The sequence below is a fragment of the Sphingobacterium psychroaquaticum genome, assembly GCF_900177625.1.
Taxonomy (GTDB): Bacteria; Bacteroidota; Bacteroidia; order Sphingobacteriales; family Sphingobacteriaceae; genus Sphingobacterium; species Sphingobacterium psychroaquaticum.
Genome location: NZ_FXAU01000001.1, coordinates 587,511 through 611,944, shown reverse-complemented (window position 1 = coordinate 611,944; position 24,434 = coordinate 587,511). Strand labels below are relative to the sequence as shown.

15 protein-coding genes are annotated in these 24,434 nt (G+C 42.9%); all 15 read right to left on the bottom strand.

All coding sequences use genetic code 11. The annotated features are described in order from the left end of the window. Positions 1–12 precede the first annotated feature (12 nt). The 15 genes from B9Y69_RS02310 to B9Y69_RS02240 all read right to left on the bottom strand — a co-directional run bounded on the left by B9Y69_RS02310 (position 13) and on the right by B9Y69_RS02240 (position 24,423). Positions 13–867, bottom strand: coding sequence for a DUF4843 domain-containing protein (locus B9Y69_RS02310; RefSeq protein WP_144036484.1), 855 nt, complete (start codon positions 865–867; stop codon positions 13–15). 16 nt (positions 868–883) lie between these two features. Then, positions 884–2,353: a RagB/SusD family nutrient uptake outer membrane protein gene (locus B9Y69_RS02305; RefSeq protein WP_085471381.1), complete on the bottom strand. Its 1,470-nt coding sequence runs from the start codon at positions 2,351–2,353 to the stop codon at positions 884–886. Positions 2,354–2,370: 17 nt separating this feature from the next. Beyond that, the gene (locus tag B9Y69_RS02300) at positions 2,371–5,679 is read right to left on the bottom strand and encodes a SusC/RagA family TonB-linked outer membrane protein (RefSeq protein WP_085471972.1); all 3,309 of its coding nucleotides are present in this window, start codon (positions 5,677–5,679) and stop codon (positions 2,371–2,373) included. A 205-nt stretch (positions 5,680–5,884) separates the two neighbouring features. Further along, the gene (locus B9Y69_RS02295) at positions 5,885–7,057 is read right to left on the bottom strand and encodes a FecR family protein (RefSeq protein ID WP_085471380.1); all 1,173 of its coding nucleotides are present in this window, start codon (positions 7,055–7,057) and stop codon (positions 5,885–5,887) included. Between the two features lie 94 nt (positions 7,058–7,151). Further along, positions 7,152–7,745: an RNA polymerase sigma factor gene (locus tag B9Y69_RS02290; protein WP_085471379.1), complete on the bottom strand. Its 594-nt coding sequence runs from the start codon at positions 7,743–7,745 to the stop codon at positions 7,152–7,154. Between the two features lie 326 nt (positions 7,746–8,071). Further along, on the bottom strand, positions 8,072–8,887 hold the full coding sequence (locus tag B9Y69_RS02285) for an endonuclease/exonuclease/phosphatase family protein (RefSeq protein ID WP_200811734.1): 816 nt from the start codon (positions 8,885–8,887) through the stop codon (positions 8,072–8,074). Positions 8,888–8,891: 4 nt separating this feature from the next. Then, positions 8,892–11,075, bottom strand: a complete 2,184-nt coding sequence (locus B9Y69_RS02280) for a DUF5689 domain-containing protein (protein ID WP_085471378.1) — start codon at positions 11,073–11,075, stop codon at positions 8,892–8,894. Between the two features lie 5 nt (positions 11,076–11,080). Then, positions 11,081–13,489, bottom strand: a complete 2,409-nt coding sequence (locus B9Y69_RS02275; protein ID WP_144036483.1) for a BACON domain-containing protein — start codon at positions 13,487–13,489, stop codon at positions 11,081–11,083. A 25-nt stretch (positions 13,490–13,514) separates the two neighbouring features. Further along, the gene (locus B9Y69_RS02270) at positions 13,515–14,438 is read right to left on the bottom strand and encodes an endonuclease/exonuclease/phosphatase family protein (protein WP_085471376.1); all 924 of its coding nucleotides are present in this window, start codon (positions 14,436–14,438) and stop codon (positions 13,515–13,517) included. Next, positions 14,416–15,894 (bottom strand): RagB/SusD family nutrient uptake outer membrane protein, encoded by a 1,479-nt coding sequence (locus tag B9Y69_RS02265; protein WP_085471375.1) that lies wholly within the window; start codon positions 15,892–15,894, stop codon positions 14,416–14,418. The genes B9Y69_RS02270 and B9Y69_RS02265 overlap by 23 nt, the downstream gene beginning before the upstream one ends. A gap of 17 nt (positions 15,895–15,911) precedes the next feature. Then, positions 15,912–19,271: a SusC/RagA family TonB-linked outer membrane protein gene (locus B9Y69_RS02260; protein WP_200811733.1), complete on the bottom strand. Its 3,360-nt coding sequence runs from the start codon at positions 19,269–19,271 to the stop codon at positions 15,912–15,914. A gap of 184 nt (positions 19,272–19,455) precedes the next feature. Continuing rightward, the gene (locus B9Y69_RS02255; protein ID WP_085471374.1) at positions 19,456–20,664 is read right to left on the bottom strand and encodes a FecR family protein; all 1,209 of its coding nucleotides are present in this window, start codon (positions 20,662–20,664) and stop codon (positions 19,456–19,458) included. Positions 20,665–20,751: 87 nt separating this feature from the next. Next, entirely contained in the window at positions 20,752–21,309 is a 558-nt protein-coding gene (locus tag B9Y69_RS02250) for an RNA polymerase sigma factor (RefSeq protein WP_159451792.1), read from the bottom strand. Positions 21,310–21,425: 116 nt separating this feature from the next. Beyond that, a complete protein-coding gene (locus B9Y69_RS02245; RefSeq protein ID WP_085471372.1) occupies positions 21,426–22,448 on the bottom strand; it encodes a hypothetical protein in 1,023 nt (340 codons plus the stop codon). A 262-nt stretch (positions 22,449–22,710) separates the two neighbouring features. Continuing rightward, positions 22,711–24,423 (bottom strand): RagB/SusD family nutrient uptake outer membrane protein, encoded by a 1,713-nt coding sequence (locus B9Y69_RS02240; protein WP_085471371.1) that lies wholly within the window; start codon positions 24,421–24,423, stop codon positions 22,711–22,713. Positions 24,424–24,434: the final 11 nt, after the last annotated feature.

Below are 24,434 nucleotides of genomic sequence, written 5' to 3'. Positions count from 1 at the left end.
AAATAAGTTAAACTAACGAGCAGGAACCCACGGCACACCAATATAGGACGTCCATGGAACGGTCCCCATCCACATCAAGCGGCCATCATCCTCTAAAACAGGGGTCCCGGCATTAAACAGCCGAACAAGCGCCGCCGTACCATCATTTGAAATAAGCATTTGCCGTGCCATCGGCATAATCTGGGTATTAGCAAAGTCTTCGTATTTAAGTCCGAGATAATCTTGAAAAAATTCCATCTTACGTCGACTAAAAACACCAAAGAGCCCTGATTCGCGATTGCCGGCCTGTATCGAACCGGACCATACTGCCGGACGAATCATGACGTCGTTTATCCGTAGGGTATGCAAGCTTGCATCAAACTTTTTGACACTTGCCCCGCCATCCAAAGAAGGAATAGCATCCCACGCGGGAAAAGACAATTCAAAGTCGGGACTAACCAGCAGACGCAGGCCTAGGGTCTGCTGTGTTTCCTCTAAATCCGGTGTACGCATTAAGCGCACCACCATGACAGCAGAAGTTGCACCTGCCGGAACAACCCATTCTCGCTTAAATGCTTCGTAATGCTTGCCCAAAGTAGCCGTCGTAGAATCATTATTCACTTCGACATAAAATGTACGATCATAGCTCTTAACTGGGCCCGAGATATCAACCTTAATTGTCATATCAACAACATCTTTTCCAATTGATACAAAGTCTACATTACTATACGATTGATAAGGCCATGAAGATTCTGCCCGATGTAAATCGCCCCAGCGAACACCAAAATAAACCCCTTCTTTGCCTTCGTAAGGCATAATATCCTTTTCACAGCTTTCCAACATAATCACCGTTATGCTTAAAAGCAGATATATCCATATTTTTTTCATATTGTTAATCGATATATTATTGTCGTTGTGCTGTTTCACTATCCGGTAGCGGAATAATATAATTGTTTAAAACCATGGTTTTCTCCGGCGTCAAGCTTACCGTAGCATGGTTGGGAAGCGACTGATAACCATTCCTTTTATAAAAGAAAAACTGTTGTCCTTCCCCTAGCATTTCACGACGAAACTCTTTCATTATCTCCTGCTTCAGCAAAGCTGAATTAGCCGGCGTTAGGGACACACAATTACGAGCCGTCCGAAGCGTATTAAAATAGCGTATGCCCGTTGTGAGATCAGGATGGCATTCCGCCGCAATTAACAACACCTCAGAGAGTCTAATTAACGGAACCATATACCTACCTGGGGCATCCACAATATCGGCGTACTTCATATTGGTCGTCGCTGTAACGGTACCTGTCGAGGCGCTTTGCCAGATGCGGCGTCGAAAATCATTACTATCATCATAAAGCCCATTTACACGGGTTTCATTGATGTCACCGTCACTGAAAGATAACTTACTATTGGGCTGCAAGCTCACGGCAAACAATCGGTTATACATCTCCAGACGGTTGCTTTTGTACAACGAAAACATGACTTCAGTAGAAAACACCCGATCTGGTTTTTCGACATGTGTAGCATTGGCAAAAGTGACAAATGGAAAGGTTTTCTTCTCTGGTGTCTGTACCTCCAACAAAAGTTCCTCTGCCGCTGCAAGTGCTTCCACCTTCTTGCCTTGCCACAAGTAAGCGCGCGCCAACAGGGCCTTGGCGGCATAATAGTTTAACCGATATTGACGAAAGTAAAAATCGTTGGGTCCCGATGGATTACTTTGGTTGCGTACACCATCTGTTCGGATAGGATCAGTTTCCAAAAGCACTAATGCTTGCTGCAAATCCATTGTAAGCAGCTGCATAAATTTCTCCGAACTAAGCAAAGGTGCTATTTCATAGCCTGATTTAAGAACGTACGGAATTGCTTTTTTGTCTTTGCTTTCTGGGCTGTAAATCGGACCAAACAAACGAAGCATATCTAAATGCAGCATCGCCCGAAGCGCAAGTGCTTCTCCTTTGATCACCCTATAATACGGCTCTGGAAGTAACTCGCTAGGGCCATCTCCACATTTTTCGATAATTACATTGCAGTTTGCGATTAACTCATAGGCTTTTTTCCAAATATTGTCAACATTAGCTTTCACATTAGCATCGGTATACACAAAGGTGGTATACTTCTCAAACGTGTGTGTGGAGCTACGGATAACATAATATTGAGCCAGAACATCAAGGAGACCGGCACTCATATGTTGTCCATATAGATTCGTTGTTGCCATTTCGACATAAACTCCATTGATGGCCTTTACAAAACCTGCACTATTTACAAATAATTGATCCTCACCTAATCGATCAATGGGTTTCACATCCACCCATTTACTGCAAGAACTGGTCGCTAAGCAGACCAAGAGGATCATCACGGCTTTATATATTTTTTTCATCGTATTCTTTCTAAAATTTAAAAACGTAACCCCGCAGAAAATGAAACTGACCGCGCAAAAGGGTAATCAAGTCCACGTTCATTTTTAATTGTCGATACATGGAAAATATCATTCATATAGGCACGAAAAGTCACCGAAGAGGCGCGAATAGTACGCAACCAAGGCGCTGTTGTTGTCTCATAGCCCAATGAAAAGGATTCCCCTATCAACATATTATTATCAGCGACAAACCGAGAAGACATCGGTGTTTGTTCCGTCCTCGATATAGCCTTAAAGCGAGCTTCGTCTCCGGGTTGTTTCCATCGATCATAGAGCGCCCGTTTATCTTGGTTGAGCGCTACACCACGGGCCGAAATATTTTCTACCTTCTCAAAAAGTGTTTGCATAAAAGCTTGACCTCCTACGCGATAACGTAGGTTAATGGAAGCGGTAAATCCTTTATAAAATAAGTTTGTGCCGATAACGCCTTCCAGATCAGGATCGCTATTTCCTACGATCACCTCGTCCTGAAAGTTATGAACGAAAGTCTGTTCCCCATTTTTATTGATAAAGATCTCGCGTCCTGTAGCCGGATCGATTCCCGCAGAACGGACTGCCCATAAGTCAGAAGGACTGCCACCGTCGTAATAGCGCACCAGATTTCTGCTCCTATTAGCTTCATTAAAACTCCCCAGCTGATTCCCGATGTTTTGATATTCAGCTTTGAGCTGACGTACATTAAGATTTACGCGCCAATTGAAGGCATTACCGCGTAGTATGGTATAATCACTGATCAAGGTAAAACCGCGTGTCACCTGTCCGCCCATATTCTGCGCCACTTTCGAGACGCCGGTAGACGTCGGCAACGATACAAATACTAATAAAGGATCGGTGCTTTTTACGAAATAATCTATATTAAACCGCAAGCGATTGTCTAACGTTATTAAATCCATACCAACATTTCTATCCAAGGTTGTCTGCCACTGCAAACTACGGTTCCCCATATTGCTGATAATGGTGCTTGCACCAAAAGGGTTACGATTTTCGTTATTATATCGGTATATACGCATCGAAATATAATCGTCGAAATTTTGGTTTCCGGGATTCCCTATCGATCCCCGGATCCGCAATTGATTGATCCAAGTCCACTTTTGGAGAAAAGCTTCATTATGTGCATTCCAGGCCAACCCTACAGACCAGATATTCGAAAATTGTCGGTCCGCGCCATAAACAGAGGAGCCATCTGAGCGTAACGTCGCGTCCATCAGATAGCGCTGATTATAGGCATACCCCGTATTGATGAAGAAACTAGCTCCCCTTCGCTGCGATGCGCTGTAATCCGCGCGTTGATCTTTGGGATAACCCAATGCAAAATTGGGATTAGAAAACTCATCATCAATAAAACCTTGTACCTGAAAGGCACTTTGCTGTCTTGTAAGTTGCTCCATACGCGTTCCTGCCACCGCATTGATCATATGTTTACCACCCAATAACTTGCCGAATGTGACACTTAAATCCCCATCGTAATTAATATTCTTACCATTGGTCTCACTGTAACGACCTCGCTCTAAAGCATCCGTTCCCAAAAATTCTGTATTAAAGGGCGATCGAAATATTTCGTCATGCGTCGTGGTGCTGCGTAATCCAAAACGTCCTCTAACACGAAGGGGAGCTGTGACCCGCCATTCCATCTCGAAATTATTCGTAAAACCCTGAGAACCTTGTTGGTTGATATTTAAGTTACTTAGGTCATATAATGGGCTATAAATGGGATCATCTCCAGAACGAGTGGCACTAAAATCTTCCAACACCATCTTTATATTGCCTGCCGCATCATATTTACGGTGATATGGATTAGCACGGGAAAAATCCGAAAAAGGGGTTGTTTCCTTATTGGCCTTGATATTGTCGATACTCAGGGAGTTATTTACGGAGAAGTTTCCTTTGCGGTAGAGCAAACGAATATTACCATTGGTTGCCTGCCTATCGGAGCCCTTCATGACCCCTTTGGTCAGTCCATGATTTACAGAAACACTATACCTCAAATTGGAATCACCACCTTCTGCAAAAAGCGTATGCCGTTGGGTCAAAGCAGTTCGCAAGGGTTCATTCGGCCAATAGGTATTAACACCGCGACGCACTTCTTTCAACCGATTCAAATAATTCGCTTCGCTATTGAGGTTCGCTCCGAGAATGAGTTTCCCGTCTGCGTTCAAGAGGCCATAAAATCCCGAAAGGTATTCAAATTGTAGCTTTTCCTCGGCATTCATCAAATTATAATCGGTTAGATCAGCAAAATTCACACTCCCATTGAGGGTATAATTCACACGCAGCTGCCCAGGTACCGGACGTTTTGTTTCGACAACCACGACACCATTGGCTGCCTTAGACCCATAAATTGCTGCCGCCGCCGCATCTTTAAGCAAGGTTATACTTTCCACACGGTCCATACTCAAATCCGAAATAATGGCCAGCGTGCTTTCAAAACCATCCAAGATAAACAACGGTTGGTTTGGGTTCGCGCTATACTCGTCCGTCAGCCCGATAACACTACTCTTACCACGTATTTCAATATCCGGAAGCCGATTGGGATCGGAACCAAAAAGGTTGTTATCAACAATAGCAAAGGATGGATCCAGCGTCTTTAAACTTTGTAAAATATTCTGATTGCCCACCATCTGTAACTCTTTTACAGTATAGGTCGCCGAGGATCCTGTAAAGCTCTCCTTATCGCGCTGATAAATCCCCGTCACCACGACATCTTTAATCGCATCGGTTGCAGGTTCCAGCTGCACATTCAGCACTTTCTGTCCACTATAGACCGTTTCCAATGTTTTCTTCCCGACATACCGAAACACGATAACATCGCGCGCTGTCACGTTAGTAATAGGCAACTGAAATTGCCCCTTTTGGTTGGTGCTGGTACTGAGCGCTGTTCCTTTTATTTGAACTGTCACGCCTTCCAGTAGTTGTTTCGTTTCACTATCCACCACCACGCCGGTAAGAAATTGTTGCGTCGCTACTGTGGCAAGAGACTTAGCGTCCCCTGTCTTCGCCTGAGGAAAGAAAGAGATTGTTTTGTCTTCTACTTGATACCTTACCGGTTGATTGGCGGTAACCAACTTAAGGAAAGCCATCAAATCCATCCCCTTAACGTCTAGGCTTTGGGGAGGTATCGATTGAAGCGTGTTTTTTGTGCTAAATACCGTATAGCCACTTTGCTTACGGATGACTTCCACGAGATGCAAAAAGGAAACATTTTTCCCTCGGAAAGTAATCTGCTGCGAATAGCTGTTAGCACTGACGGAGAGCATCCCCGCCAAAAGCAAGAATAGGGTTATTCTCATCACTCGTAATAAGTAATTTTTATTCATTAATTTTACATGGATTTGGTTAGTAAAAATCTGTCTTCAAACATGGAGTTTTATGGCTAACTGATATGATCTAGGGAAAGGATGGCAGTCCTTTCCTTTTTTTAACCGTTAGCACAGGAATGGTATAGGTTATTAGGTATCTGTCATTATAAATCTGTATTTAGGTTAATATATAGTGTTAATAAATAATTAGTCTTCTATGGGCCGTATCAAGCTTGTAGGTCACTGCCGCAGCATCTAAAAGACGCAGCACCAGATTAATCTTTTGATTTCGAAAGGCATCCCCCACCAGATCGACATCAGGCACCTGACCTTGATATACAACCGTCAAGTTGTACCACCGCCCAACTTCGTCTAATATTTCTTCAAATGATTTACCGTCAAAGCTAAATTTCCCTTCCGTCCATGCCGTAAAATTTGATGTATTCACGCGACTTACTGTAGTTCCATTGTCGGATGTTGTAGCCTGCTGTCCTGGCTGGAGAAGCAGCTTCTTTTGATTAGCATGCACCTGAACACGTCCCTCTACCAGTGTTGTTTTCACAAAAGGCTGCGTCAAATAACTGTTCACATTGAACTGAGTGCCTAGCACCTCCACCGTTTGCCCCTTGGTTCGTACGATAAAAGGAATCTTTTTCTTCTGACTATCCGTAACTGATGTCACTTCAAAAAATGCTTCCCCCTCTAACTCTACGGCTCTTTCGGCATCACCAAAGACTGATGGATAAATCAACCGACTGTCTGCATTTAACCAGACTTTTGTCCCATCAGCAAGCATTATCTTATAAATCCCGCCCCTGGGCACATACAGCTGCAGGTCCTTTTTTTGTACTTGCTCATCTTGCACACGGGCTACCTGTCTTCCGTCGGCATAACGTATAGATTCATCCATTACAATCCCCTCTTGCCCGGTATCCAAAGTCAACTGACGCCCATCCGCCAATATCAACACAGCCTTATTAGTCCCAGGCGTAATACTAGTATCTCGCGAATCTGCGATTGTTGTCTCAGAGCCTATATTACCCACATCATTCACCTGATCTCTACGGGTCCACCACCAAATAGATAGCATAGCCAGTAAGACCGCTGCTGCAGCTGAAACCCATAGTCGTCGGGGTAATTTATTAGCTTTCGGTAACACCTGCTGATCCGCACGCACACGTTCAAGTAATCCATTCAACATACGTTGCTTAAGTTGTTCCCTTCCTAAAGGAGCATCCGTAATCAAGACTACTTTTTCATCCGTATGACTATTATACCATTGCAAAAGTGTCTCGGTCTGCGTAGGTGTTAATGTATCGCCTCGTTGGAACTTGGCGACTAATTCTTCTATGTGTTCCGTGTCTTCCATTATTCATTCATAAACAAGCATTCTTTACCCGTCATATATAAGGACAGGCAGAAAACACAAAAGGGTGAGTTCCTTTTACTTTTTTTAGAAGAATTTACAACTGATTCAGGTAAATATAAGCGAAAACCAAGGCGATCAATAGGTCGGTATTGTTTCCAAGATCCTTTTTCGCCTTCTTCAGATGAGATTTTACCGTGTTTTCAGACAATTGTAATGTTTCTGCTATTTCTTTGGTAGATAGCCCTTCGTTTTTATTCATCATAAAAACAAGCTTGCATTGTGGTGGTAGGCTCTCGATGGCCTTGTCAATTTGATTTTGCAACTCCTGAAAAATAAGTTGTCGCTCTGGCGATAAAGCTTCGACAACTTCTTCTGTCGAATATTCAGACAGCTGCGATCGTCTCCGGTGGCGCTGTTCCAAAACATTAAAGGTATGATTTCGTATGGCCCGTGCGAGGTAGGCCGAAAGGCCGTCTTTTTGCAGCGTAAAGCTATCTCGTAACCGCCAAAGCTTATACAGGACATCTTGTACACACTCCTCTGCCTCCTCCAAATTTCCCAAACGATTTACGGCAACAGCTAGCATCCTCTCCCAATAACGATTGTATATCTCCACCAATGCCTGTTCATCATCCGTCTTAAACAGCGTTAAGAGCTCTTGATCGTTATATGTGTGGTAGCTAGGCATTCTGGGTTAGTTGCAGGGAACAAACTTATATAAATTTCTTCGTAAACAAAAGTCATGAACTTATTGTATCCTACAATTGCTGCTTATTTACGACTTTAAAGGAAAGCAGTAGAAGAACGGGGCCACTGATAGATCTATTCTTTCCACCGCGATGTTGACATCGCTGATCTCTGAACAAAAGAGGCTGACAATCCGCACCCCATTTTGCGGGGCACGGATCGTCAGCCGTCGATATTAAAGCCTACAGAGCAAACTACTCCACCAATAGGGAATGATGGATGGCCTGTAGCTCTTCGTTCGAAATTATCGAATTGATAGCTTCGGAACTACCAAGTAATGATTACATCCGCTAGGATTGGAAGATGGTCCAAATCATTCAACGTTGTAAAGGGAGCCTTCACCTGCATAATCTTAATATTACTGCTTGTCACAATATTATCAATACTTTTATTCGGTACTGCGCCAGTCCTTCCCTCAGCGGTATTACCGCCAGCAGCCGTTGCGAACCATCCCATGCTACCTCCATTTGCCATGTTAAAACCAGCATTGGTAAACTTCAGCTGTCCATTATCAGAGGCATTCATATCGCCCATGCAAATGAAGTATTCATACTTCTTCAACATATTAACCAACGCGTCTAATGAACGAGCATGCCAATCCTTTTGCCACGGAATGTGCGAAGATATAATAGTAATTACCTTATCACCAATCTTCAGGTCGCCCAGGATCGCATAATAATCACCATCCCAATTCTCCTGGCGAATATTTTCCAAGGTATAGTTTGTCGCGATTCCGTTGTATATCCATTTGTGCTCCTTTCCGAAGTATATGTTATCGTAAAAAGGTTTCAAAATTTCATCGGAAGCCACACGCGTACTATCTTTATCAAAATAATGACTCCACTCGTTCACGGCAAAAATATCGAGTCCTTGCTCTCCCACCCAGTTTTTCCATCGAACCAACTCTGCTTTCATCCAGTTTCCAGTTCCCTGGAAGCCACCGACACGACCTTGGTTAAAATGGCCGAGGTTGTATACGCCAACTTTCAAACGTAATGGTAACCGATCTGCCGTTTGTCCAACAGCAAACGTATAAGTCATGCCGAATAAAACCAGCATAAGTAAAAACTTTCGTAACATCATTTTTCTATTTATTATAGCGAATGGCTAAATAACCAATCCCCGTTGTTGTACTTACCGATAATGGTTCACTCGCGTAACTATTTCCATCCGATCCTAAATTCTTATCAACGACCAGCCGCAAGAAAACTTTTTCCTGACCGAGCAAAGCTAAAGGCAACTTCATGTTGATATTCTTGTAAGCTGCCAACTGATGTATTGTTGTATTGGCCCATAAAGGAGCATCGGGTACGGTAAAAGATTGAATTTTAGTCCAGGCACCATCCATATTACCATGCGTAGACCACTCTACCTTCCAAAAGCGAGGAGCTCCTTTACCCGTTCCGCCCACAAGGTTTAGCGCTGTTAATTGCAACGATAATTGACTGCTCGATATCCCCTGTGAAGAAAATTCGACAACAAAGCCTTCCCCTCTATTCTTATCGTAGTTCCACCACATAGTGGATGCTGTAATTGCACCATTCGTCACCGCTCCTTTTCCATCTGAATTTGTTGTCGTCGCTGTATTCTGCTTCGTGCCAGCACCGGTCAATACCCCATTTCCATATTGATTGGTATTCCCCAAGTTGGTCGCTCCAACAGGACCTAAATATGAATAATCGATATTCATCCCTAGATTAACCGTCGGTGCAGAAAAACTCATCTTACCATTACTGCCATAAGTTGGAAAAGCAACACCATTTGTGATATTTGGATATTGATATTCCACAAGTAGACTAGAAAAACCCTGATCTACCGAAGCCGCCATCTTGATATCATCTTTAGTGAGGTGTCGAATCTGATATCGACCGATATTGCCATAGTCCTCATCTGAAACGCCATCTTCATATTCAAATCGGGTAAAATTCTCATGCACTATAATACCTGATAGTTTTCCCGATCCATACGGTAAAATCGCACCATCTCGTCGGTATGACGTACGTGTATTAGTCATGGTAAACATACTATTCCCCTGTATATCGCGCATCAACAAAGGATACTTCGCTACTCGGTGTGCCGAAAAAAGCGTCGAATATCCCTCATTAATCGGGGTAAATGATCCCTTTCTTACTGGAAATTCCACATCTTTCAATGTCACAAACGTATAGATATCGTCATCGGTCAATTCCGACATATACTTCTGTTTTACAGGAAGCTGGCTTGCATTACCTTCAACTTGGCTCATCACCATCATAGAAGTTACCCCGGTTAAGGTATAGTGATCTGGATTCGATTCCTTCTCCACCGCTACCCCCTTTAATAGCACCTGCACCTTACTGTATCGCTTAAAGATGTTATCAGCCACCGTATTGGTTAGGATACGGAAACCATAACGTCCATCCACACTCTGCACATAGACTGTACGATCATTTTGTGTATAATTAATAACCGTTGGTGTTGTTTGCACGAAATCGCCTACATTCTGGTTCCCAACATCGCTTACGACAACCCCTTCTATAAACAAATCTTTCGTAATCTTCTCTCCCGCCCATACACGTACTTCTGGAAATTCTGCTTTCGTACCAAACATATTCTGTGCATTTGCTTGCAAGAGGTATAAGGTAGAGACATGTTCTACGCCCCATCCATCGGTATATGATAGGCGCAACTGTACACTTCGAAGTTCATTTTGGTCTGGGTTAGGTTGAACGGAAAAACTAAAATCGCTGGTCGATTTTTCCAAACTAAAATCATTGTTAACCCACGGCGTCACATCGGGCGTTGGGTATACGACTTGTACCTTAATATCCTCAAAAGGTATATTCGTCTCCAATTTCCCCGTAACCCGTCCGCCATTTCCTAATACCGTTGTGTTCAATGTCGGGAAATTAAGTACCGGAGTTTGCTTCCCTTGTTGCTTTACCCATACCGTATCAAAGCGCTCACTTTCTGGCGCATATAAAGCGACCTGTGACTTTCTCGGAAAACCGTCATTACCGTCATAAACCATCAGAAAGCTGGTATCGCCCTTCAGCTTTGTACCACTTAATTTTAACCAATTGTTTTCTGCGGGCACCGTCGCGTCAAAAGCCCCGTTAGACAGCACCTTGATTTCGACCTGTCCTGGTTCTGCGGAAACGGTATATTCTTTCACAGTTGTTCCAAGCTCGGAAAATTTCAGATAGGCCGCATCATCTTTCTTACAAGCAAAAGCCAATAAAAACAAGAAACAGGCACCTATTAACCGTATTGTTATGTTCTTTTTTTTCATGAGATCTACTGAATATATTTTAGTGAAACTGCGCCCCACCGCACTGTTATATTTGCTGAAGCATCTGTAATACGACCATCTTCAGCGCCTGTAGCCGTGTTGGCACCCCCGATATTATTTTTTGCTTGCAGCTTCACGTACACATTTGGTTTATTGAATAATTCATTCGGCAACTTAAACGCGTAGGAGTTTAGTCCATTCGCCGTATACTCGTGATTAAGTCCCCAACCCGCTAATGGACGAATACCATAGGTTGACCCCGGCAAGACCGTATAGGTCACACCATCCAACGAGTAAGCAACTTCCCAATAAGCAGGCACATGTAAAGTTGCAGCTGTTCCCGAGCCACCACCTTGCGTGAAATTAACCGTTAAGACCTTTCCAGAAATACCAGTCGTAGCGAACTTCAGGACAATACCTTCTCCTTTATTTGCCGTACTGTTCCACCATTTTGTTGAATACTGTAACGCCGAGCTAGGCACGACTTTAGAAGCCGCATCGGTATGGTAAATTGGGTGGGCTCCCATAGAGACCGCAGCACCACTCACCGTTGGACGCATTTCTCCTTGTCCAACCGCCGGAACTATCGCACCATTGACCTGTGTGTATGTTCCCGTTGCACTCAGGTTACTCATATTCATCCAGCGCCACTCGACTAATGTTTTTACCTTCTCCGCATCTTGAAGTTTAATATCCGATTGAGTCACCGGTCGAATACTATATCGTCCAATTTCTCCTGTCCCGTATCCATATTTAATCAATTTATGGTGAACAATGATTCCAGCCAAGGTTCCTGACCCGGTCGGCAACGTACTACGGCTCCAGGATACGGCTGTATTTACAATAGCCTTAAGACTTCCCCCTTGTTCGTCCACGACACTCGTTGGCACGGCATCTACATATGGCGTTGTTGCACCGGCCGTGTTCCAGTTAAATATGGCCACATAGCCCATGTTAACGTTTACATAGCTGCCATAAGGAACTGCTATATTGGTGTTTTTAAGCGTTACAAATGTATATACATCACTATCAATCAACTCATTAATAAACTTAATTTTAAGCGGTAGATTAGCTACTGTTCCCGCTTCCGACTTCACAATGTTGGAAGCACTTAATCCGCGAATCGTATACCGTGTTGGATTTGCTTCCTTCACCAATAAAAGCCCATCTAGAGAAAGCGCCACTTTACTGTAACGTTTCAAGGAGTTTGCCGCAGCAGTATTGAACTTTAAACGAATACCTGAAGAGCCTGTTCCATTTTGTACGTACGCTGTTTTTGGTGCCTCGGTGTAATCAATCGTATTAAAGGATGTGTTTGGATTAACATCCATGTTGGTGTTAGCCGCATCAGAGCTAACAAAAGCCTCTAATACCCGTAAAGGCATAACAATCCTTGCCTCTCCTTCAGCCCCCGGGATCAACGCCTTTAACTCCTCCATGGTGGTGTAGGTAAAATCGTCGGCCGACTGGATTACTTTATGTGTAAGATCAATGTATGTCGTACCGTTATTGACATATTTCAGCTGAACATTGGCCGCACGCTCCAGTCCGCTATCATTTGCACGAACGGCAATAACCAACAAGCTATCGTTTAGCAGATCGACCTGCTCGATCCAACCATTGCCCTGTTCATAGGTTACATGCTTCTCAAAATCAGGAAATAATGCACCGACATTTCCCTTCACGATTACCGTATCGAGCTTGGCACTCCGTGTCAAGAGCGATTCCGCTTTACGTTGCTCTAAGGTTGGAGCAAGTTGTGATTGATCAACATCTGTAAACACGGTATACTCTTTATCAAAACCATCAATTACCGTGAGGTAAATTCGCACGGTTCGATTTCTACCAGCATTGTTCTCTAAAGCCGTAAAGACCACACTATTTTCTGTAAAATCTAAATTAGTGACCCATTTTTCAGAAGTTTCGTCATCATACAAATACTCCACCTTCATCTTTTTAACATTTGACTTTACGTCGTTAACGATAGGCAGATTAATTTGAAAGGCATTTTTGGTAATGGTATACTTCGACTTCGAAAAGCGGAAAGCCGCGTCTAATCCTTTTTGTATAATTTTGATTTCCTGCTGCTCTTTCCCTTTGGAAAGTAACAAAGTCACACTTCGGGAAACGCCAAAGTTCTGCGTATATGAAAACAAAAGATCTCCATTACCGTAACCGCTAGTCCGATCTAAGGTAATCCAATCAACGTCCTCTTTCAGCGAAACTTGCCAATCGCCATTCGCGTAGACCATAATCTTAGTCTTCCCTTCAACGGCTTCCAGGTGAACCTCATTGGAATTTACAGCCAAGGAAAGATCCATTTCATATTTGCGATCACACTGCGTAAACAGAGCGACCACGACCATAAGCATGCTTAGAGTCGCTAGTTTATATCGTAATACTATCTTTTTCATTTGTTAAATACGTAACGAGTAATAATTAGAGAATCAAATGAAACAGCATCGGTGGATGATCCGAATACACCTTTGTAAAGTCATCATAGATCGGCATCGCTTTGGTCACCCGTTTCAAAACAGATGGAGTTCCGAATATAAAGTCGATCCGTCTTCCGGGGTACTGAAAATCATAAACAGCGGTACCATTTGATTTATAGCCATGTAAATGATGAATTGCGTCCATATAACCGGCCTTTTCTATTTCATCCAGTGCTGCGTAGCTGTTTCCCGTTACCGTGGGATCATAATCTTTGCGCGAGATCGAATTGAAATCCCCCATAAACACCCAGTCCTGTTCATTCGGAAACTTACGTATTGTACTATCCAGAATTACATTTGCTTCTTGTAAACGATAATCATTACCTAGATTATCCCCCACCTTATACCAATAGGCCTGTGGCCAAAAATGAGTAACGACAATATTTAAATCCGTATCCTTTAAACGCGCAAAAATAGCACCATGAGACACATGTAAGGTCACCCGGCGACGTGCATCAATAGGGTACTTTGAGGTTAAAGCCACGGGATAGTTGTCTGTAGATTTCAAATTAGTAATCACATATTTATGACCATAACGTAATGCCAGTTTCTCCAATGCTTTTTGATTAAAACCATTGACTTCCTGTAACGCTAGCACGTCCGGATTATAAGATCGAACCCATTCCACGAACTTATTGTAATTATTAGCCTTATCGTTCTTCATCCCTTCCAAAATATTGTAGCTCATAATCTTTAGGGTATCGGGCAAAGTCAACTCTTCAGGCTCCTTTTCTCCGCCATCATCTGGAAGCTCAACATCTTTTTTGCTGCAGGCCGTCCATAAAACAAGGCTAAAACATGCCAATAATGTCCAGGTTCTCCAAGAACCCGTTTTATATAAGTGCTTAACCTTTTCCATAATATTCATATGCTTTATTATCCAAACTATAACCTGATTTTACGACTTCCACATCTGGAATAGGGTAATACTCATGACAAGGCAACATATTGTTCTTTAAGGAGGCATAATCCGTAAAGTCGTATGTCATTTGATACCAATTTCCCCAACGTACCAAATCGTATTTGCGTTGGTATTCGCCCAACAATTCGCGTCCTCTTTCCTTTTGAATTTCCTCGCGCAACAAGTCCCAGTTCTTAAATACATAATCTGCCAAGCCAGCGCGTTGTCGCACTATATTGAGATAGCGAACGGAGGACGCCTGATCGCGGAGTTCCATGAAATTTTCCGCTTGCATCAACAACGCATCCGCATACCTAAATACCCGTTGATTATTACCGTCAGCGACATTATACATGTTGTAGGACCAAAACTTCGTGCCGAGCCACGGTCGCGTTGCTGTGCTTTTGAAATTCACCCCTTTATACGCCCATAGCATATTCATCTCCAAACGTTTATCCGGAGTCGCACGACGCATAACGGTCTGGAAATAATAGTTATTTGGTCGCAGAGGAGACCATGTTGTCGAATTAGCTCCTAACTCTGGAATCTCCACACCATCATAGATGGCCCCCGTACTACGCGTAGGCATACAAATTGCCGCGGCATTCGTCGTGACCTGTAACCCTGTTTCGGAGTAGGTAAATTGTATCTCAAAGATTGATTCTAGGATATTTTTGTTTTTCAACGCGATATCAGACAGCGGATACTGTCCAAAATCACCGTAAATTCCCACAAGCTGATCCATAGCCTCTTTGGCGACATCCCACTTCTTATTCCACTGTGCCAGCTTACCAATCAGCATCCACCCCATCGCAGCGCCACTACGGTTTCCCGGCGTATCGTTCGTCCGCACCTGAGCCAGGTAAGGTACATACGTTAAGAGTTCCTGAATCAGATAGTTGCGTGTATCAACTGCAGGCATCCGCCCCATCTTTGAGATTTTATCCAACACTTGTGCATTTACAACATCCTCTGTATAGAAAGGCACATCGCCAAAGGTGGACGTCAAGAACCAATAGTAATACGCACGCATGATCATTCCCTCGGCTAACAGCCTATTTTTTGTTTCTTCCGATAAGGGAGAGCGTTTGATGCCCTCAATAATGGAATTACAATACATCACCCCACGGTAACCTTGGGTCCACATCGTTTGACCAAATCGGGGTTGCGCCGGAGAGATATCCAATTGCGCATCCAAAGTCCCTGAAGCGATATACATTAAATCTGAAACACCTTCAGTAGCCATAAGGTAGGTATAGCTGTATATACTCCGCAATGGTATGTATGTCGAATTCAGTCCTGAAATACACTGCGCTTCGGTCTGATAATAATTATCACTATTGACAAAGGAAGTGGGCTGTTCCTCAATCGAACAACTGCTCCACAGCACACTTGCCATAAAAAATAAAACTAAACGCTTCATTTATATGTTTTTTTGAATTAATACCTTATTTGAATACTTCCCACAATGGTTCTTGGCTTTGGATAAGCACCAATATCCACACGTCTCAACGTGGAGGTGCTACTTTGCGAAGACACGTCAGGATCAAACCCATTGTACTTCTTCCAGACAAAAAGATTTTCCCCGGCAAGCCCCAACTGAATGTCTTTCAGCTTACTCTTTGTTATTTTAGACATATCAAATGTGTAACCTATGGAGACACTTTTAAGACGCAGATAGCTCGCATCGTATACCATCCGGTTGGAGGCAATATTATCAGTCGACCCAGCACGAGGAATATCAGAATTCGGGTTGCGAATCGGATGCCAGTTATCCAACATATACGTATACTGGTTGGTGAAGTTTCCACCGTTCCCCATCCATTGTTCTGATATATTGTAAATTTTCCCGCCCAATGAATAGTTTAAAAATACCCCCAGGCTCAGCTTTTTGTATCTAAAATTGTTTTGAAGTCCACCATAAATTAACGGATCGGCATTGCCCAGATAGATTAGATCTTTTTCATTAAACACACCATCGTGGTTCGAATCGATATACCGCGCCGACCCAAGCCTATACTGCTGATTAGAAGCAGAAACATAAGCTTTTGTTACTTTATTACGATTGATTTCTTCTTGTGACTTCCAGGTACCTGCATATTGAAATCCCCATAAGGCATTCAATGGATAATCTTTTACATAACCGTACATCATATAGCTGTTATTTCCAGCCGCACCATATACGTTGACATAATCATAATGCCCAATATCGTCTACACGTTGTTTATTGTGCGACACCGAGAAGGTTGTTGACCAAGAGAAATCAGTTTTTTCAATATTACGTGTCTCCACACTAAACTCAACACCTCTATTAGAAGTCTTGCCCACATTGGCAAAACGCGTTGTGTATCCTGTCTGTGTAGGCGTCTGTACATCTAAGAGCAGATCTTTCGTATAAGAAAGGTAGGCTTCAAGTGTCATATTTACCCGACCTTTAAACAGGGAGATATCTGTTGCTATGTTATACATATCAGTCTTCTCCCAAGACAGTTCTTCGGACGCTAAGCGTGATGGGTAAAAAGCGACAGGCTGTGAGCCATTAAACAGGTATCCGTTAGTCGAGGAGGAAAGCGCTGCCAACGAACGATAGGACGAAATCCCATCATTTCCTGTTCGCCCACCACTCGCACGGATAGAAAAGTCACTTAACCAGGTAACATCCTTTAAAAATTCCTCGTTGCTAACCGTCCATTTCAACGCCGCTGATGGGAAGAATGCCCACTTTTTGTTAGGTGCAAAGTTAGAAGCACCATCGCGACGCCCCGTTACCGTCAAATAATATTTGCTTTTATAGTTATAGTTGGCACGTGCTAAATAAGACATGGAGGTTTTACTCTCATTTCCTGTCCCAGCAACATAATTTTCTTTATCCGGAATGGCATTCATATTGTTCCATAAGATTGCATCCGATTGGTACCCTTCTCCCTGCAGGGTAAAATTGTTGCTCGACACCTTCTGTCCAATAAACCCCGCTGTAAAATCCAAGGAATGGATATCGTCCCATTTCTTTTGATAATTGACTGTCGTTTGGCTCATCAGGTTCTCTTCGGTAAATTCACCCCGGTAGGCTGTCCCCCCTTCGTTTTCGGCTTTAGCAGGCATATTACCAGGATCGTAACGATAGGTATGCTGTCCATAATAATAGTAGGTCAACTGTGAATTTACCTTTAGATTTTTGATCGGTTCTACTTCAATGTATCCGGTGTTCGTAATACCATCTCGTTTCACATTGCGTATCACGTCCAGGTCCAAAATAGATCGAGGAGAGTTGAACTTTTGCCCCGAATACCACAGATCATTAAAATTATCATACACCTTAATTAGAGGGTTGAGGTAAATTGCACCACTCCACCAAGTTGTTCCACCAATAGCTACCAAATTCTGATCTTCATCCCGCTTGGTATAATTCGTCTTTATTCCCACTTTCATCCAGGGAAACAATTTATAATCGAGATTCAGGCGCCCCGTAAAGCGTCCCAGCCCACTTTCTTGGATAATCCCTTGGGTATTATCATAAGCAACAGAGGCGTAATACGTGCTGCGACTACTACCGCCCGAAAGGGATAGGTTATGTGTATGGTAGGGTGCAATCCGCGTTATCTCATCGACCCAATCGGTCCCTTTACCGAGCGCACTCGGATCTGGAAATGGATAGTCCGACATCGGTGAATTCTCGGTGATATTACCGTAGGGATCAGAAGTCGTAAATAAAGCGAAGTCGTTTCTATATTGGGCAAATTGAGAAGCATTCATGATATCAAGCTTGCGGGGTAGTTGGGATAATCCAAATGTGCTTCGCCAGGTGATATTGTCCTTACCGGCTTTACCTTGTTTCGTCGTAACAATAATGACCCCATTACTTCCTCGCGACCCATAAATAGCCGTAGCAGAAGCGTCTTTAAGTACAGAGATAGATTCGATATCCGCAATATTGATATCCGCAAGGTTTGTAACCCCATCCAAAACACCATCCACAACAATCAAAGGTTCATTCGTGGCTGTAATAGAACGTGTTCCCCGGATACGAATTGAGGTCGCCGCCCCTGGTTCTCCAGACGAAGCCATAATATCAGCGCCCGGAACACGTCCCTGAAGCGCCAAATCGGCTGATAACACCGGAGCATCCCGTATGTCAGACATTTTTACGTTCACAACAGAACCGGTTAAATCCTTCTTCTTCACTTCCCCGTAGCCAATAACAACGACTTCATCAACGTCTGTTACCTTCTCGGTTAATACAATATCAATTGGCCCTCCTTTTTGTACAATAATTTCTTTTCTATCATACCCCAGAAAAGAAATTTCTAGGATTGCGGGAAACTGATTCACCTGCAAACTGAACTGCCCTTGATCATCAGTGCGTGTTTGTAAATCACTATTTTTAATCTTTACGGTTACATTGGAGAGGGCAACTCCCCCGGCACCTTTAACAACGCCAGTAATAGGCTGTTGCTGTACCACAGGGGTTAACCAATCGGTGGTAATAGGATTCAGTTGTGCAACCTTGATTTTTCGAATTAGTACCAGACTTCGGTCTTTTCGCTTAAAATCCAGTTCAAACGGAGTTAGTACGTCACGTAAAACATGTAATGCATCGGCTTGCACATAATGAGCGTCTACCGTTGCTTGACGAGGCAACAAGCCCTGTGCATAGAATACGGTATACCCGCTCTTCCGCTCAAACTCTTTTAATAACCGGGATAAGTCTACTTTCTTTCCCGTAATGGTAATCCGCTGCCCGAAAGAAGTAGCGCTTGCATGCATAATAACAACAAGCAATAACATCCATGTCAATTTCATATACAATGGAATTTTCAATATAGGTAGGTCATGGGGATAGCCTATCCCTAACCGTTTTTTTTCATACATTTGTAATAGGTTGAGATTAATAATTTGATACGTTTCAATCTAAGATGTCTTCGGACAAAACTGGCAGGGACGGCTCCAACGTTCCTGCTTTTTTTATCGCCAAAGACCGCAGTCTTTATTTCATAACAGTGACCCTCCTTCCGTCCACTTTAAATGTTACTAGGTCGGTCCACTCTATTAATTGTAACAGTTGTTCAAATTTTTCAAATCGTGATATCGTCCCGCTATAGCGTATTTTGGACATATCTCCTTGATAGGATATATCAATATCGTACCACCGAGCCACCTCTTCCATAACCTGCTCAATAGAGGCATCATCAAAAGCAAAATTTCCAGATTTCCATGCAATACTGTATGAAGGATCGACATCCTTAATTTGGACATCTTTTTCGTTCACGGAATAATCGGACTGCTGCGATGGCTTAAGATGTTTCGGTTTCGCCTGATGCGCGTAGTGCAACGCGACAGCTCCTTCGATCAAGGTGGTTTTTATCTTATTGTTGTAGCTATTGATATTGAATTTGGTTCCGAGCACCTGCAATTTTTGATCTTTTGTTTGCACGTAAAACGGAATTGATGTATCCTGATTTTTTACTTTTTCGACCTCAAAATAAGCTTCGCCCTCGAGTTCTACTGTACGGCTATCTGCCCCAAAAGAAAGTGGATATCGTAACTTAGAGGCCGCATTTAACCACACTTTAGAACCATCAGGAAGCACCAAACTATACTCGCCACCTTTTGGCGTTACAATCGTATTGTACACCGGTTTCTGTGTTTCTTTTGTCGCGGTGTAGGCGTAAGCAATGCTGCCATCGGCTTGTTTATAGATTCGTAAACCTTGATCTTGTAAAAACGTGTCCTGTTTAATCTTTTCGAGTTCCACAAAACTACCGTCCTCAAACAGGATGCGGGCCTTATTGCTTCCCGGTTGAATAATATGTTGCTGATTGGCTAAATCCTTGGCCGCATCTGTCGTTGGTATTTGCCTATAAAACCAAAAGGCGGCCAAGCCTGAAAGAAGCAACAGACAAGCGGCGGCAACGAGTCGTCTCCATGGGAGGATCATTCCTTTCTTTTTGCCCTTATGCTGCGCCAAGATAGACACTATGCGTTTATCGGCTAACACACGTTCAAAAAGTGCATCTTGATTCCTTTCCAGATCTTTATCACCTGTCCAGGCTTCAAATTCTTCATCCCAGCTATCATACAACATTTGCTGCCCGCCCTTCGTTCCCAAAAATTTTTTCAGGATATCCAATTCCTCAGGTCGTAGATGGCCTCTGTGATAGCGTAATAATAATTGATGTAGCTGTTCTTTATCCAATCTCTGTAATATTTAATACTATAAATGCATTAAAACAGAAAATGTACTAGTTCAATTAAAAAAAAATAAAAGAGGAAAGGGTGCGCGCTAAAACAAGAAAAAATACATCTTTTGCAATTTAAGACGTACGGTTTTAGTTGCTACTAACAGATGATTTTTAACCGTATTTTTTGAGATTCCCATGTATTCTGCGATCTCTTGATGCGGCAAGTCCTCTAGGCGACTAAGCCTATATACTTCTTGTTGCTGTGTGGGTAAGCTCAGAATAATTTTGTTTAAAACTTGTGACAATTCAGCATAATTGAGCTGTGTCTCCATATCAAAGGAAATCGAAAGCTCTTCCCCTGCATCCACGGGAAGAGCCTCGGTTCCACTAATTTTTTTCCGAAAGTAAATCAGACAAAGTCGCTTCGCGATGACAAATAAGTAAGGATATATATCAACAGCGGAAAAGATCTTTTCACGATGTAAAAATAATAGCGTAAAGGCCTCTTGGGCAATATCCTCCGCATCCTCCCGATCCCCGCATTTACTCATTGCATAGCGGAGGATAATGGGAAAATAAAAATCAAAAGCTTTTCGAAACGCCACAGCATCCCCCTCGATAAATCGATCAAACTCATCTCCAACGAAAACTTCCTTCATTAATTTCATCATGCAATACAGCGTCCATGGCTTGGCTATACAAAGAACTAAAATTTAGATAATGTATAGGTTAGCTTAAGGTTAACGAATTGTTTCTCTTTACCCCACACATTCGGCTATTTTTTGATCGCCTGAAACTGCGCAGTGGTATATAGGTTAATATTATCTACAAATAATCGGTTTTTGGCCATCTCTTGCCCATCTCCAGCAATAAATTCCAACTGGATTGTCGAGGCAGTTGGGTTACGCACGGGCTTCTTCAGTGCAAAAATAGCTTGTGTCTCTTCCCACATTTTAGTTAAGATCAAAGCAGATTGATGATCGTAATACTTTAATTCGACCATCTTGCTCGTCTGTCCATCAGCAAATTCTGCGCCCTTTAGTTTTATGGTCAGTTTATTCCCATCTTGTTCACCATTCCTAGCGGTATAGGCTACAGCATTAAAGGTCAATAGCAACAAACTATCCTTCTCTATACCAGGCACCACAGCAGAAAGCAATGTTCCACCAAAATCTGCCGAGCCAAGTTGCACAAAGCCATTCATCCCGTAGGTCTTCGATGTCGCAGCGGTCCCTGGATTTGTCCATCCATATTCCTTTTGCGCATTGGTCCACTGACCAATTAACGTTCCCCGCCCCTCATCTAGTGGATTTCCATTCCCATAACGCAACCAGGCAAACTCCTCAGCAATACGTGTATCATAACCTTGTGAAAGTCGTATAAACTTCCCAGAATATGCTTCTGCACCTTTAATATTTAGCACGCCTGTACGTTTCTTGAATTGGGTTTGCATCGGACTTACCTCTAGGATTAAACGTACGCCACCTTTCCCTCCCACCGGTTCCATCTTATCCACTTTAACCCATGTATTAGGATCACTCGTTTCAAAGTTCACATCCAGCGTCTGATCTCCAAATACATAGAGCGTATCCTTCCCCCCTTCAACGGTAAATTCATGTGCTGAAATAATGTGTGCTTGTTCAGCATCTTCGCTCACGATCATTTCAGTTACCCGACCGGTATCTTCTTTGCTTTTCTCACAGGATATGAATGTGCTTACCAAAAGGACACCCCACACCTGATAAGGAAGACCACACCATGATCTCCAGGTTTTGGTTATTAAAATATTTGATTTCATTTTTTAGCTAATTTTTAAGGCGAGTGGACCGACCCAGCAACAAAAATTAGATAAAGCACAAAACTAATAATTTCAATTGAACCCTTAGATTATGTAATTGTTAAGTTTACATAAGTCTTTAAAAAATAATGTCTTTAAACAGGTTTTCTATCTTGATTAGTCGTAATATGGAACTAAAGTAAAAATAAAAACCGAAATGCACAAAAAGGGCTGCTCAAAAGTTTTAATACTCATGAGCAGCCCTATCAATCATGTTTAATGATTAGTATCCTTCGTTTTGCTTTAATGTTCCACCACTGCGATCGATTTCTGTCTGCGGAATAGGGAAATAAGCATTATAAGTATTATACACTAAGCCACCGTAAAACGGAAGATGTTTACTTTCAAATGCCGAATAACTTTCCAGCACCTGTTTGGCAATCCCCCATCGCACGAGATCAAAATACCGATGGCCCTCCAAAGCCAGCTCTAATCTGCGCTCCATGCGTACCGCATTACGTGCAAAATCTGGGCTTGGGAAAGATGGGTAAGGCTTTACCATATAATCAGCCACATTGACATTATTGATCTGCTTACGTGGTAATTTATCGGCACGTTCCCGGACCATGTTTACATACTTCAGTGCTTTAGGTAAATTACCTGTTTCCACGGCACATTCCGCTGCCATCAAGATCACATCCGCCAGGCGCATAATATTGACATCGAGCCCTGTAATATAGTTTTCCCCTGCAACGGCGTGGTTGGCGAATTGACTCTTCCGAATCATCGTTTTGATTCCTACAAAAGGCCCTGCAAAGGAAGCTTTACGGATCCAGTCGTCCCCGGGCATAATACCATAATCCAAGTATGGAACACCTCGACGCCCTACCGTATAATCCAGGCGAGGATCTACCCGAAAGGTAACATCCAACTCATAATCTACTTTATCCTTCCCTGTCAATTCCATATCCGAAGTATTCGGATTATTTCGATAACTACCATCCAGGTACGGTAAACCATTTGCATCCACTTTATAAGCATTCACGAGATCTATCGTTGGTTGGTAAAATCCACAACATCCCACGGGTGAAGTACCATACAGACCGCCGAGCATATCCCCAACATTTGCATTATCGCCTGAGCCGTTCGGGTTGATGGCATGCTTAGATACCAAGATTGCTTCCGGACCATCTTCTGTCTCGACATTGAAATTATTTTCAAACGGCATGGAAACTAAATTCTTACTTCCAATGACATCTTCAAAGAGCGGAAGTGCCAAGTCATGTTTCCCTTGGTACAAATAAAGTTTACCTAAATAAGCCTTCGCAATGGTTTTATCCATACGGCCAGACTGGCTCTTAAATTTAGTGACCGGCAAGTTTTCTGCAGCGAACTTCACATCATCAATAATCTTATCGTAGATGTCAACATCATTTTGTTTAGCTTTCGCTTCCTCGGTTGTTGTATTTTCATCGATGTAAGGTAAGTAACGGAAGATCCGCCACATAAAGAAATAATAGTGACCACGCAACATCTTGGCTTCCGCTTCAATTTCTAGCGCACGACTGGCCGCAATCTTCGAGGAACCAGCCTGCACGGTTTTCAAAAAGCGTAAGGTCGTATTACATCGCATCACCCCTTCATAGTATACCTGCCACATCGTTATCAACTGATCGTTGGCTGGATTTATTTTTAACGCCTCAATCAGATTCATTGCCGACTGATCGTTTTCATCGGAACCTTTATGCGCATTGTCCGAGGTCATCTCTCCAAACACCCATTGACTTGGTGCCGACGAATAATTACCCCAGGTACCGTTTACATTTCCGTTCATTATACCATAAGCCCCTAACAGGAGCGCTTCAACCCCATCTTCGCTCACAATCTGATCTCCATACAATTGCCCTTGAGGCACCTTATTTAAGAAATCCTTACCACAGCTACCAAATAGTAATCCAGCAGCTAACAAAGACATATATATTGATTTTCTTTTCATGACTTTCTATT

Bases quoted from the DNA above. Each gene is read 5' to 3' on its own strand.
- B9Y69_RS02310 (WP_144036484.1), bottom strand. From the start codon at position 867: ATGAAAAAAATATGGATATATCTGCTTTTAAGCATAACGGTGATTATG.
- B9Y69_RS02305 (WP_085471381.1), bottom strand. From the start codon at position 2,353: ATGAAAAAAATATATAAAGCCGTGATGATCCTCTTGGTCTGCTTAGCG.
- B9Y69_RS02300 (WP_085471972.1), bottom strand. From the start codon at position 5,679: ATGAGAATAACCCTATTCTTGCTTTTGGCGGGGATGCTCTCCGTCAGT.
- B9Y69_RS02295 (WP_085471380.1), bottom strand. From the start codon at position 7,057: ATGGAAGACACGGAACACATAGAAGAATTAGTCGCCAAGTTCCAACGA.
- B9Y69_RS02290 (WP_085471379.1), bottom strand. From the start codon at position 7,745: ATGCCTAGCTACCACACATATAACGATCAAGAGCTCTTAACGCTGTTT.
- B9Y69_RS02285 (WP_200811734.1), bottom strand. From the start codon at position 8,887: ATGATGTTACGAAAGTTTTTACTTATGCTGGTTTTATTCGGCATGACT.
- B9Y69_RS02280 (WP_085471378.1), bottom strand. From the start codon at position 11,075: ATGAAAAAAAAGAACATAACAATACGGTTAATAGGTGCCTGTTTCTTG.
- B9Y69_RS02275 (WP_144036483.1), bottom strand. From the start codon at position 13,489: ATGAAAAAGATAGTATTACGATATAAACTAGCGACTCTAAGCATGCTT.
- B9Y69_RS02270 (WP_085471376.1), bottom strand. From the start codon at position 14,438: ATGAATATTATGGAAAAGGTTAAGCACTTATATAAAACGGGTTCTTGG.
- B9Y69_RS02265 (WP_085471375.1), bottom strand. From the start codon at position 15,894: ATGAAGCGTTTAGTTTTATTTTTTATGGCAAGTGTGCTGTGGAGCAGT.
- B9Y69_RS02260 (WP_200811733.1), bottom strand. From the start codon at position 19,271: ATGAAATTGACATGGATGTTATTGCTTGTTGTTATTATGCATGCAAGC.
- B9Y69_RS02250 (WP_159451792.1), bottom strand. From the start codon at position 21,309: ATGAAGGAAGTTTTCGTTGGAGATGAGTTTGATCGATTTATCGAGGGG.
- B9Y69_RS02245 (WP_085471372.1), bottom strand. From the start codon at position 22,448: ATGAAATCAAATATTTTAATAACCAAAACCTGGAGATCATGGTGTGGT.
- B9Y69_RS02240 (WP_085471371.1), bottom strand. From the start codon at position 24,423: ATGAAAAGAAAATCAATATATATGTCTTTGTTAGCTGCTGGATTACTA.